Below are 12,553 nucleotides of genomic sequence, written 5' to 3'. Positions count from 1 at the left end.
TTTGCCATGGCAGCGGGACGTCAGGCAACGGTTTAAACAGTTCTTCATGCTCTGGGGTGATGCTGAGCAAGAACATGGCCGGGATCACCGATGATGAGTCTTGCAACAAAACTGGCACAGGAACGACGCGCACGGCTGGCGGCCGAACGTCTGCTTGAGATGAAACAGGCCGAGTTGTCGGCAGCCAATCGTAAACTGGGTCTGCACGCGATGGCGTTGACCAAGCGGATCGGCGAAACGCAGGCCGAGGTGGAAACCGTTCGGGATGAAAACGAAAAGGTCAAATCTGACCTTACCCGCGCGAATGCTCAGATCGAAGTTGCCGAACGCCGCCTTTGGCATTCGATCCAGACATTCCACGACGGTTTTGCGTTCTTCGATGAAAACAATTGTCTGATCGGCGCCAACGCAGCGTATCTCAGCGTGTTTGAAGGTCTGGACGAAGTTGCGCCGGGAATTTCATATGAACGTCTGCTAGCAGTCCTGATTTCGGAGGGGTTGGTTGACTTGGGCGCTGAAACAGCCGCTGATTGGTCAAGGCGCATGCTAAACCGCTGGATGCAGGCCAATCCGGAACCGGAGGTCGTGCGCCTTTGGAACGGGCACTACATTAAACTCATTGACCAGCGCGGCAATGGCGGAGATGTGGTCAGCCTCGCGCTGAATATATCCGCATCGGTGCAGTATGAGGCCGAGCTGCGCTCGGCCCGCGAACGGGCCGAGGCCGCCAATCGCGCGAAATCGGCCTTTCTGGCTAACATGAGCCATGAGATCAGAACGCCGATGAATGGCATTGTTGGGATGACCGAATTGCTGACGGAAACCCCGTTGGATGATGAACAGCGCCTGTACCTGAACACGATCCGAAACTCGGGGGAGGCACTGCTGGTCATCATCAACGACGTCTTGGATTACTCCAAGATCGAAGCGGATAGGCTAGTTCTCCATCCCGAACAGTTTGATTTTGAACGCTGTATTCTTGAGGTCTCGATGCTGCTGCAGCCCAGCGTGCGGGACAAAGGCCTGACATTGTTGGTGGATTATGACCTATTCCTGCCGACGCTATTTGTGGGTGATCCGGGCCGTGTCCGGCAGGTCCTGACCAATCTGGTGGGCAACGCGGTCAAATTCACGGCGGATGGGCATGTATTGGTGCGCGTGACCGGTGTGCCGAATGCCGAACAACAGACCTGTGACATCCACGTTGCGATCGAAGACACAGGCATCGGCATCGACGCCGAGAAAATCGAGCATATTTTCGGCGAATTCAATCAGGTTGAGGATGAGCGCAATCGCCAGTTCGAGGGGACCGGCTTGGGACTGGCCATCACCAAACGTCTTATCACGCTGATGGGGGGTACGATCTGGGCGGAAAGCGACCCCGGCAAAGGGTCATGCTTTGGGTTTCGCTTAACTTTGCCAACGGTTGCAGGGCCGCAGCCGGAACCGCCTGATCTGGCCGACCGTCCGTATCACGTCCTGGTCGTCGAAGGGCTGGCCGTCAACCGAGCAATACTTGCCAAACAGCTTGACCTGTTGGGGTCGCGCGTCACGGTTTGCGCTACAGGGGGCGAGGCCTTGGCCGCTGTGGACGACAGCATAGATCTTGTGTTGTGCGACCACGACCTGCCGGACATGGATGGATTGGAATTTGTGTCTACTCTGAAGGATCGCGGGTGGCCGGACTTGCAAGTGGTGTTGATGTCAGCCAATCCCGGCGTGATCCACGCCAACCCGGCCCGCCACTTAATCGAAGGCGTTTTGCAGAAACCGATACCAAGGGTCGAGCTCTACGCTCGCTTAACGGCGTTGGGGCAACGTACGGGATCAAATGTTGCCAAAAAGACCACGAAACCCGTCTTTGCAAAGGGCGAAACAGGTCAACGTCTGATGCGTGTTCTTGCGGCGGAGGACAACAGAACCAACCAGTTGATCCTGCAAAAAATGGTTAAGGATTTGAATCTGGACCTGCGCTTTGTTGCTAACGGCACCGAAGCTGTCGAAGCCTGTTCCGAGTTTGAGCCCGATCTTGTCTTTATGGATATCTCAATGCCCAAGATGGACGGCAAACAAGCGACTGCAGAAATAAGACGACGCGAGGTTGGAACGGACCGCCATGTTCCGATCGTGGCACTTACCGCGCACGCAATGGCCGGTGATGATCAAGGTATTCTGGCAGCGGGTCTGGATCACTATCTGACCAAGCCGCTGCAAAAGCTGAAAATCCATCAGATGATCCGAACTTACCATCCGGACGGCGCGCAGCACCTGATTGTCGAGGAAGGGGAACCAAACTAGTCTGACATCATGTCAGAAACCCGTGGATTTCAACCGCGCGCGCTGGGCGAGATTGCCATACGCTGCGCAGATATGAACGCAATGGTACGGTTCTATGAAGATGTGATCGGGTTAGAGCGCCTTTCGGGAGACCATAACAGCGCGATCACCTTTTTCCGCATCGCGCCCGGATTCGGTGGCCACACGCAGGTTCTGGCTCTCTTTCATCATTCCGCTGCCCCCCGGCCGGGATTGCATCCGAGTGGAAACACCCAACCAGCGACGGGGTCTGGGTCTTCGTTGCATCATTTTGCTCTTTCGCTGCCCTTTCACGAACAAGAGGCCGTGATGCAATGGTTCGATCACCTCGACCAGCCCTATCGCGTGGAGCAATTCGGATGGGTAGGTTGGCGCGGTATTTTCACCGAAGACCCCGAAGGCAACACGATTGAGCTGGTTGCCTTCGACGTGTCGATGAAGGATCAGGCCTGATAGGGACGGACGAAAACCGGTTTGTCCTCGGACGACAGATCCGCACGGTAAGCATAGCCACCCGTATCAAAATCCAACAACCCTGCGGGGTCGGTCAGGCGGTGTTGAATAACATAACGCGCCATTGCGCCACGGGCCTTTTTGGCAAAGAAACTGACGATCTTGGGTGTCCCTGCTTTGTCTTCCATGAACACCGGAGTGATGACGCGCAACTTAAGGGCTTTGGGATCGACCGCGCCGAAATACTCTTGGCTGGCGCAATTAATCAGCACATCCGAGCCGATCTCGGCACCTTGCGCGTTCAACGCCTTGCTGAGCTGATCGCGCCAATACTCATAAAGGTTCTTGCCGCGCCGCGTTTTCAGTTTGCTGCCCATTTCAAGGCGATAGGGCTGAATCGCGTCCAACGGGCGGAGCACGCCGTAAAGACCGGACAAAATACGCAGATGGTCCTGGGCCCAGGCCATTTCCTCGGTGTCCAGAGTGGCGGCTTCCAACCCTTGATACGTATCACCCGCAAAGGCCAGCGCGGCCGGGCGGGTCATTTCCGCGTCGGGTGCATCGGAAAAGGCGCGATAACGGTCGCGGTTCAGCCGGGCGAGATCATCGCTCAGGTCCATCAGCTTTTTCAGATCGCCGAGGGTCAGATTACGGGCGGTTTTCGATAGTCGGATTGCATCATCCTGAAAATCGGGTTGTGTGACCGCAACATCGCGCTCGACCCAATCCAGCCGTTTGGCCGGGGAAATCACTACCAGCATATCCGCCCTCGTTCCTTGCCTGATGAGGCGTATCTAGCCCGCCTGACGCAGCACGTCCAGAAATGCAGCTCCAAACCTTTCGTGACGCCGATCGCCCAGAACCTGCTCCATACCACGCGGATCGTCTGGGCGCAGTTGCGCGACTTTGGCCAACTGAGAGGCCGAGCAGGTCAGCGGCTTGTCAATCCCATCCGGGCCCCTTGCAAGATCGTTCTGGATCGACAGCAATTGATCGTAGATATCGCCCTGTTCGCGTCCGGCCAATTTACGCCGTGCAGGGTGGATGGCGGCAGCCTCGCCGGCAATCACCTCAAGGAACGTGTCGCCATACCGTTCCAGCTTTTTCGAGCCCACGCCCCCGACACGCGCCATATCGTCCAGCGTCATCGGGCGCTTTTCGGCCATTTCGATCAGAGTTCGGTCGGGAAAGATAACATAGGCCGGAACACGGGCAGCTTCGGCCAATGCGCGGCGCTTGGCCTTGAGCGCCGATAGCAACGGCGCGTCCTCATCAGAGACCATGGCCTTGACCGCGGGGCGTCGTGTTGCCTTGCGGATCGTGTCTCTGCGCAGGTCAATCTGTGCCTCACCTTTGAGGATGGGCTTGGCGGCTTCGGTCATGCGCAGCGCGCCGTGGCGGTCAGGGTCGGGGCGCACAAGGTCGTGGCCCATCATTTGTCTAAAGATCGCCTGCCATTGAGGGCGCGACCAGTCTTTGCCAACGCCGTAGGTCGACAGCGCATCATGCCGGCGTGCACGGATCTTGTCTGTTTCATTGGCCAGCAGAATGTCGATCAGATGACCTGCCCCAAACCATTCTTCGGTACGCAGGATTGCGGACAAGGCCATACGAACCGGGGTTGTGCCATCGAACACTTCGGGCGGGGTGTCGCACAGATCGCATTTGCCGCAAGGCTCGGCCTGTTCACCGAAGTATCCCAGCAGGGTTTTTCGGCGGCATTTCAAGGCCTCGGCAAGTCCCAATAGGGCGTTCAAGCGGGCATGATCGGCCATGCGACGTTCGGATGGCGCCAGCCCTTCATCTATCTGTGACCGCCGCAACCGAATGTCGTCCGGGCCAAAAAGTGTTAGGGTTTCAGCCGGGCCTCCGTCACGTCCAGCGCGGCCGATCTCCTGGTAATAGGCTTCGATGGATTTGGGCAGGTCCGCATGAGCGACCCACCGGATATCCGGCTTGTCGATCCCCATGCCAAACGCAACGGTCGCCACCACGATCAGACCGTCTTCACGGGCAAAGCGGGTTTCAACGATGCGGCGGTCTTCGGGATCCATACCCCCGTGATAATGACAGGCCGTATGGCCATCGGTGGTTAAGGCTTGCGCCAGCACTTCGGTTTTGTTCCGGGTGCCACAATAGACGATGCCCGATTGGCCTTTGCGGGCGGCGGCAAAGTCCAGGATCTGTTTGCGCGGTCCGTCCTTGGCGGCAAAGGCCAAGTGAATATTGGGTCGATCAAACCCGCGCAGAAACTTGCGCGGCGCGATGCCGTCGAACAGTTTCTCGACAATCTCGTCCTGCGTTTCCGCGTCCGCAGTGGCAGTGAACGCGGCCAGAGGGACATTCAGCGCCCGCCGCAGTTCGCCGATCCGCAGGTAGTCGGGGCGGAAGTCGTGACCCCACTGGCTGACGCAATGTGCTTCGTCCACGGCAATCAAGTTAACATTGATCCGACGCAACATGCCCAAAGCGGACCCGGCGCCCAGACGTTCGGGGGCCATGTAAAGCAGCTTGAGCCGCCCAGCCTCCAACGCCTCCCACACGGCATCTGTTTCTTCAGGGGTATTGCCCGAGGTCAGGGCACCGGCTTCGACGCCTGCTTCTTGCAAGCCGCGAACCTGATCCCGCATCAGGGCGATCAGGGGCGATATTACCACTGTGACGCCGTCCCTCAGCAAGGCAGGCAGTTGATAGCAAAGGGATTTACCGCCGCCAGTGGGCATGATCGCCAGCACATTTTCACCAGACGTCACGGCATCTACGATTTCCTCCTGTCCCGGGCGGAAGTCGTCGAATCCAAAGACATCTCGCAGCAAAGGCGCGGCGTCGAACATGTGGGGGTTGCCCTGTTTTAAGGTTTATCTGCTCTTAAGACAGGACAATCACATACTAAGATTCAGTGAACAAGAGGTCAGACGAAATAGACCATATTGTTGATAAGGATAATCCGCAGCGCGTAGACGCCGACCAGCACGACCAAAGGGGTCAAATCCAGCCCGCCCATGTTAGGCAACACGCGACGGATCGGGCCGTAGATAGGCTCGAGTATACGGTTCAGGCCGTACCAGATTTGTGCGACCAATTGCTGGTGCAGATTGAGCACCTGAAAGTTGATCAGCCAGCTCATGATCACATGGGCCAGAATGATGAACCAGACAATGTCCAGGATCAGCAGGAGGATTTGGATCAGCGACAGCATGGGCTCTCCGTTCTTGTGTTGGCTGAGAGGTAAGCGCCGCAACGGCAAAGAGCAAGTGTAGCGAACTCTGCGCTTGCGAATTGATCCAAAGCCCCGTCTTATAAAAGCAACAAAACAGGGGCAGTCATGGCAGAGATTTCCAGGCGCAGGCGCATTTGGGGCTGGTGGTTTTTTGACTGGGCCAGCCAACCTTATCACAGCTTGTTGGTCACCTTTGTCTTTGGTCCCTACTTTGCGGGGGTTGCTGCCGGGTATTTCTCGGGCACAGGGCTGGATGCGCAGGCAGCGGCTGCACGTGCGCAAACCGTTTGGGCCAATTGCCTGACCATCACCGGTCTTATCATCGCGTTCGGGGCCCCGTTTTTGGGCGCGATGGCAGATGTGACCGGGCGGCGCATTCCATGGATATTTGCGTTTTCGGTCATGTATGCGGTGGGTTCTGCCGCGTTGTGGTTTACAATGCCAGATGGCTCGAACATGTGGCTCATGTTGTCGGCATTTGGTCTGGGATTTGTGGGCGCAGAATACGCGCTGATCTTCATAAACTCGCAATTACCGGAATTGGGCGATGATGATGAAGTTGGTGAGATATCGGGCTCTGGTTTCGCGTTTGGCTATTTCGGTGGGCTGCTTTCCCTGGCCATAATGCTGGCCTTGTTCGTGGAACAGCCAAACGGCCGGACGCTAATCGGGATCGAGCCTGCCTTTGGGCTGGATCCGGCACAACAGCAGGGCACGCGGTTTGTCGGCCCGTTTACTGCCGGGTGGTTCATTCTGTTCATGGTGCCGTATTTCCTGTGGGTGCGCGATGACCCTGACAGCAGCAAAACCGGCTCGCTCACCGAAGCTTTGCACTTGTTGAAGAAATCCATCACGGATCTGCGTCACCGGGTCAGTCTGGCGACCTATCTGGGCTCATCCATGTTTTACCGGGATGCTCTGAACGGGTTGTACAGTTTTGGCGGCGTATATGCCCGGCTGGTGTTGGAATGGGGGCTGATCAAGATTGGAGTGTTCGGTATTGTCAGCGTTCTTGCCTCGGCTGTTTTTGCATGGATCGGGGGGAAGGCCGATAAGAAATACGGCCCTAAACCGGTTATTCTTGTCGCGATCTGGGTGCTGATCTTTGTGTGTATCACGGTGGTTTCGATGGACCGTACGCAGATTTACGGCATCAGTCTGCCGCAGGGGTCCGGATTGCCGGATATGGTGTTCTTTGGATGTGGCGTTTTGATTGGCGGGATGGGAGGTATCCTTCAATCCGCCAGCCGGTCGCTTATGGTGCGACACACCGATCCCAAGGCACCTGTAGAAAGCTTTGGGCTTTATGGATTGTCCGGCCGCGCTACGGCTTTCGTGGCGCCCTTACTGATCGGGATCGTGACGACAGCGACAGGCAGTGCGCGCTTAGGGGTGTCACCGATCATCGCATTGTTTATTCTGGGCCTATTCCTGATGCGCTGGGTGAAACCGGAAGGGGATCAGAGCAGATGATTTTACTACGTTTTTTGGCAATAATCGCCGCGATTGCATTCTCAGGTACGGCAGGGGCGCAGCCTCTGGCCAAGCAGTTGTTCGGGGCGCAAAAGCAAAGTTCACAGCAGAAACCGGCCGCTTTCGGCAGTTATTCGCGCGGATGTGCGGCGGGATCGGTGCAATTGCCCGAAACGGGGCCGACTTGGCAGGCGATGCGGCTTTCCCGCAATCGCAACTGGGGGCATCCTGACGCAATTGATTTCGTCAAGGATCTCAGTGCGGTTGCGGCCAGGCAGCCAGGGTGGAACGGGCTTTATATAGGCGATATCAGTCAACCCAGGGGCGGGCCGATGACGTCAGGCCACCGTAGCCATCAACTGGGGCTGGATATCGATGTTTGGATGTTGCCGGGTGACAATATGCGTCTCAGCCGCAAGGCACGCGAAAACTTGTCTTCGATTTCACTCCGACGCTCCAATGGGGCCTTCGTTAACGGCAATTGGACCAAGCAACACCACGAGGTTTTGAAAGCCGCGGCCAAAGACAAACGCGTCGCCCGCATTTTTGTCTTTCCGGGTGCCAAGGTGCAGATGTGCAATGATGAAAAGGGTAATCGAGCCTACTTGCGCAAAATTCGACCCTGGTGGGGGCATCACTACCATTTTCATGTCCGGCTGAACTGTCCGCGCGGGTCCAAAGGATGCGTTAATCAAGACCCGCCCCCCAAGGGTGATGGATGCGCGCAGGCGCAGGAATGGGTGAACAACATCCTGAACCCTCCGCCACCGGATCCAAACGCGCCGCCGCCCAAGAAACGTCGTGAGTATCGATTGGCTGATCTACCCCAGCAATGCGCCGCCGTCTTGCAATCCAACTAACCGCGGCGTCTTTGTTTGCCACTGCGGTTTTGGCTGTCGAGGTCAAAACTGCAGCGCAGCTGGGCAGCTTTGTCTGGCGAAATGACGCAGAATGGTTCGGCGGCTTTTCAGCGCTGCATCTGTCAGAAAATGGCAGCAAAATGCTGGTGCTCAGCGATCGTGCCCATTTGGCTCAAGCCGAGATTGACCGTGATGGGGATACCATCACGGGCGTTCGGGTTGTCGGCCATTGGCCAGTCCTGTCCACTACGGGTGCGACTTTACCGGGTATTTCGGGCGATTCAGAAGGGATCGCGTTCAAACCTGACGGCAGCTTCTTCATCTCGTTCGAGGGTGTGCACCGTGTGGCTTATTATGAAACGCCTCAGTCGGCTGCGCGCCCTCTGCCACGGCCCCGTGCGTTCAACGGGCTGAACCTGAACGGTTCGTTCGAAGCGCTGGCAATTGACGATCAACAGCGCCTTTACACCCTGACCGAGAAAAGCCGCACCCAACAGGGCGACATCCCAGTCTATCGCTGGGACGGGCAGTCATGGTCGACACCCTTCGTGTTGCCACAACGCGGTAAGTTCCTGCCCGTGTCCGCCGATTTCGGCCCGGATGGCAGGTTCTACGTGCTCGAGCGAGCGCTGGGCTGGACCGGTTTTCGGTCTCGCCTGCGTCGGTGGCGGATCGACGGGGATTTACCCACAAACGAAGAAGTTCTGTTTGAAACCCGCACGGGCACGCATGACAACCTTGAAGGGCTGTCAATCTGGCGCGATGGCCAGCAGAGATTGCGTGCGACCATGATCTCGGACGATAATTTTCTGGCGCTGCAACGAACCGAATTGGTGGAATACCTGCTGCCTGATTGACAGGGCAAGGCCAAAGGTCTAAACGCACGGCTTGCCTTGGGATACGCCCGGGGCCAAGTCGCCGCTACCTTGTCAAAACGGGCATCAAAACATGCAACGCAGCTTTCTACCCGGCATTATCGCCATGGCCTCCATTGTTGTGGCCTCGAATATTCTGGTCCAGTTCCTGATCTTTGACGGGCTGCTGACCTGGGGTGCTTTCACCTATCCGCTGGCCTTTCTGGTCACTGACATCATGAACCGCGTTTACGGCGCGGCCAGTGCCCGCAAGGTCGTTTTCGCAGGTTTTGTGACCGGCATTATCTGTTCGCTGATTGGCAGTCAGATCATGCTGCAAGGCGATGGGTTTACCTATGCGGCGGTGCCGCTGCGGATCGCTGTCGCGTCCGGTACGGCCTTCCTGATTGCCCAACTCACAGATGTGACCGTGTTCAATGCGATGCGTGGTGGTCGTTGGTGGCGCGCGCCGCTGGTCTCGACCATCATTGGCTCGGCGCTGGATACAGCGATCTTCTTTACCCTCGCCTTTTCAGCTTCGGTCACGTTGTTCGGGGCCAACGCCGACGCCGCAATCAACTGGGCGTGGGAACCTGTTCCGTTCATGCTGTCCGGACCAATGGCCCCGCTTTGGGTGACGCTGGCCTTTGCCGACTGGCTGGTGAAGCTGTCGCTGGCGCTGATCGCGCTGATCCCGTTCAAAGTGATCGTTGCGCGGTTGACTGCGCAACCGGCTTAAAAAAGTGCTTTGAGAATGGCGCATCTTGTGTCACCATCCTTATCAACCGCAACAGATAGAAAAGGAGGTGATCCAGTGTCAAGAAAGAGATTGGAGAGAGGTGTCGGAACAACCGGGGGGATCGCCTGCTAGGGCAGCCCTTGGTGGGGCGCACGCCCCGGCTGGTCGATTGATCTAACCGACCCGACCTCCTGAACTTTCGAAGGGCCGTCCCACCGGGGCGGCCCTTTTTGTTTCCGCAGCGCCCCTGTAAGGTCCACGTCATGTTGCGCATCAACGACGAAATTGCCCTGCAAGACTGGGAAATGACCGAAAGTTTTGTCCGCTCCTCCGGTCCCGGCGGTCAGAACGTCAACAAGGTTTCGACCGCGGTTGAACTGCGGTTTGAAGCGGCGCGCTCGCCCTCGCTGCCTGACCCGGTCAAAAACCGCCTAAAGCGTTTGGCCGGACGACGCTGGACCAAGGACGGCGCAATCATCATCCAGTGCGAAGAGACCCGCTCGCAGGCGCGTAACAGGGACATCGCCCGCGCGCGCTTGGCCGAACTGATCACGCGTGCATTGGTCAAACCCAAACGACGTATCGCCACTAAACCCACGTACGGATCGGTCAAACGACGGTTGGCCGCGAAAAAGGCGCGTTCTGACGTCAAAGCGCTGCGCGGCCGGGTATCCGAAGATTGACCTAGCAAGTTTCCTACGCCTTGCTACTTTACTTTCGTCAGGTGATGGGGAGGCAAATCTATGAGGCTAGAGGGAAAATCGGCGATCGTAACCGGCGGAGCGTCCGGGTTCGGGGCCGGGATCGTGCAAAAGTTCCTCGAAGAAGGGGCGCGGGTGATGGTCGCCGATATCAATGGTGATGCGGCACTGGATATGGTCAAACAACTCGGGTCAGCAGCGACAGCACAACAGGTCGATGTAGGCGATGAAACCTCTGTTCAGACAATGGCTGATGCCGCCTATGATGCGTTTGGTCAGCTGGATATTCTGGTCAACAACGCGGGCGTCACCCACTTGCCTGCTCCGCTAGAGGACGTGAGCCCTGAGGATTTTGACCGCGTGTTCAACGTGAATATGAAATCCGTCTATCTAACGGCCCGCGCTTTTGTTCCGCAAATGAAAGCAAGGGGGCGTGGGGCAATTCTGAACGTGGCTTCAACTGCCGGTTTATCGCCACGCCCGAACTTGAACTGGTACAATGCCTCCAAAGGCTGGATGATCACCGCGACCAAGACGATGGCCGTCGAACTGGCGCCATCCGGCGTTCGCGTCAATGCCATCTGCCCGGTGGCAGGCGAAACACCCCTGCTGAAATCTTTCATGGGGGAAGACACGCCGGAAATCCGGGCCAAGTTCCTGTCGACCATCCCACTGGGTCGTTTCTCGACACCTCAGGACATGGCCAACGCCGCGTGCTTCCTGTGCTCGGACGAGGCCAGCATGATCACAGGCACAGCGTTGGAGGTCGATGGTGGCCGCTGCATCTGATCCGTTCTTCATCTGGCCAAAAATATCCCCGCCGGAGGCAGCGCGCTTGCGCGCTTCCCTGCTCTGTCGTCCGAGGATCTCATGACCCCCGGCGTCAGGAACATGATCACCGATGTCCCTGGACTGCTGGTCGGGAACGCACAGTGTGCGACCCTGAAGTCAGGCACAACTGTTCTGACGTCAGATACCCCATTTACAGCGTCGGTTCACGTTATGGGTGGCGCACCGGGAACGCGGGAAACCGATATGCTTGCGCCAGATAAGTCCGTTGACCACGTAGACGCGATTGTTTTGTCCGGGGGGTCCGCGTTTGGGCTGGATGCCTGTTCGGGCGTGTCAGACGCGTTACGGGCGCAAGGGCGCGGTTTTCAGGTTGCTCATGCCGTTGTTCCCATTGTTCCGGGTGCCATTCTGTTCGACCTGTTGAATGGGGGCGACAAGAATTGGGACGAAAACCCGTACCGCGCATTGGGACGACGCGCTTTCCAAGATGCTTCGGACCGTTTTGACCTGGGCACAGCCGGCGCGGGTACAGGTGCTCTGGCAGCTCGGCACAAGGGCGGTCTGGGCTCGGCCTCGGTTGTTTTGGAAAATGGTGTGCATGTGGGGGCGCTGGTCGCAGCCAACCCGATGGGAAGTGTGACAACCCCGGGCGATCGTCACTTTTGGGCTGCACCGTTTGAGGTGGGGGATGAGTTTGGTGGCTTGGGCCCTGATCCGGTATCAGGGCTGGGTGCACCGAGCCCAAGCCTCAAGGCGCAGATGATCCACCCGGCACCGGCAGATCGCGGGAACACAACAATCGCTATCGTTGCAACCAATGCCGCCTTGACCAAGCCTCAGTGCCAGCGATTGGCCGTTGCGGCGCATGACGGCATCGCGCGGGCAATTGTTCCGGCACATACTCCGGGGGATGGTGATCTGGTTTTCGGGGTCAGTACAGGCGCGCACAAAGTTGACGCAGAAGCGATGGCGATGATCGGGCATGCAGCGTCGCTTTGTCTGGCCCGCGCCATAGCGCGCGCCATTTTTCTGGCGACGCCGAGTAGCGGGGATTTTCTGCCATGCTGGTCCGATTCTCATGATTCAGATTAAGGACGACTAAAGTCGCTCTGTGATACTCTTCCTTCACGCGGCAATCTGCGCGT

12 protein-coding genes are annotated in these 12,553 nt (G+C 57.6%); 9 read left to right on the top strand and 3 right to left on the bottom strand.

The window, feature by feature from the left end:
- Window positions 1-93 precede the first annotated feature (93 nt).
- Entirely contained in the window at window positions 94-2,298 is a 2,205-nt protein-coding gene (locus ACR0DG_RS07215) for a response regulator (protein ID WP_480695870.1), read from the top strand.
- A gap of 9 nt (window positions 2,299-2,307) precedes the next feature.
- On the top strand, window positions 2,308-2,769 hold the full coding sequence (locus tag ACR0DG_RS07210) for a VOC family protein (protein ID WP_480695741.1): 462 nt from the start codon (window positions 2,308-2,310) through the stop codon (window positions 2,767-2,769).
- Here ACR0DG_RS07210 and yaaA read toward each other — a convergent pair.
- From yaaA to ACR0DG_RS07195, 3 genes are all read right to left on the bottom strand, one after another.
- Window positions 2,760-3,530, bottom strand: coding sequence for a peroxide stress protein YaaA (gene yaaA, locus ACR0DG_RS07205; protein ID WP_480695739.1), 771 nt, complete (start codon window positions 3,528-3,530; stop codon window positions 2,760-2,762). The genes ACR0DG_RS07210 and yaaA overlap by 10 nt on opposite strands.
- A 33-nt stretch (window positions 3,531-3,563) precedes the next feature.
- On the bottom strand, window positions 3,564-5,603 hold the full coding sequence (gene recQ / locus ACR0DG_RS07200) for a DNA helicase RecQ (RefSeq protein ID WP_480695738.1): 2,040 nt from the start codon (window positions 5,601-5,603) through the stop codon (window positions 3,564-3,566).
- Between the two features lie 77 nt (window positions 5,604-5,680).
- On the bottom strand, window positions 5,681-5,968 hold the full coding sequence (locus ACR0DG_RS07195; RefSeq protein ID WP_171123085.1) for a YggT family protein: 288 nt from the start codon (window positions 5,966-5,968) through the stop codon (window positions 5,681-5,683).
- Window positions 5,969-6,094: 126 nt separating this feature from the next.
- Here ACR0DG_RS07195 and ACR0DG_RS07190 point away from each other — a divergent pair, with 126 nt between their 5' ends.
- The 7 genes from ACR0DG_RS07190 to ACR0DG_RS07160 all read left to right on the top strand — a co-directional run bounded on the left by ACR0DG_RS07190 (window position 6,095) and on the right by ACR0DG_RS07160 (window position 12,500).
- Window positions 6,095-7,462: an MFS transporter gene (locus ACR0DG_RS07190; RefSeq protein ID WP_480695735.1), complete on the top strand. Its 1,368-nt coding sequence runs from the start codon at window positions 6,095-6,097 to the stop codon at window positions 7,460-7,462.
- Window positions 7,459-8,322, top strand: a complete 864-nt coding sequence (mepA, locus tag ACR0DG_RS07185) for a penicillin-insensitive murein endopeptidase (protein WP_480695733.1) — start codon at window positions 7,459-7,461, stop codon at window positions 8,320-8,322. Before ACR0DG_RS07190 ends, mepA begins: the two co-directional genes overlap by 4 nt.
- On the top strand, window positions 8,295-9,179 hold the full coding sequence (locus tag ACR0DG_RS07180; protein WP_480695731.1) for an esterase-like activity of phytase family protein: 885 nt from the start codon (window positions 8,295-8,297) through the stop codon (window positions 9,177-9,179). Before mepA ends, ACR0DG_RS07180 begins: the two co-directional genes overlap by 28 nt.
- 91 nt (window positions 9,180-9,270) lie before the next feature.
- Complete coding sequence (locus ACR0DG_RS07175) at window positions 9,271-9,915, top strand: queuosine precursor transporter (RefSeq protein ID WP_480695729.1); 645 nt, start codon at window positions 9,271-9,273, stop codon at window positions 9,913-9,915.
- Window positions 9,916-10,178: 263 nt separating this feature from the next.
- On the top strand, window positions 10,179-10,598 hold the full coding sequence (gene arfB, locus ACR0DG_RS07170) for an alternative ribosome rescue aminoacyl-tRNA hydrolase ArfB (RefSeq protein WP_480695727.1): 420 nt from the start codon (window positions 10,179-10,181) through the stop codon (window positions 10,596-10,598).
- Between the two features lie 60 nt (window positions 10,599-10,658).
- On the top strand, window positions 10,659-11,405 hold the full coding sequence (locus tag ACR0DG_RS07165; RefSeq protein WP_480695726.1) for an SDR family oxidoreductase: 747 nt from the start codon (window positions 10,659-10,661) through the stop codon (window positions 11,403-11,405).
- An 81-nt stretch (window positions 11,406-11,486) separates the two neighbouring features.
- Window positions 11,487-12,500 (top strand): P1 family peptidase, encoded by a 1,014-nt coding sequence (locus tag ACR0DG_RS07160; RefSeq protein ID WP_480695725.1) that lies wholly within the window; start codon window positions 11,487-11,489, stop codon window positions 12,498-12,500.
- Window positions 12,501-12,553 lie beyond the last annotated feature (53 nt).

This window comes from Ruegeria sp. BG8 (assembly GCF_056538325.1).
This window is presented reverse-complemented; position numbering and strand designations above follow the sequence as displayed.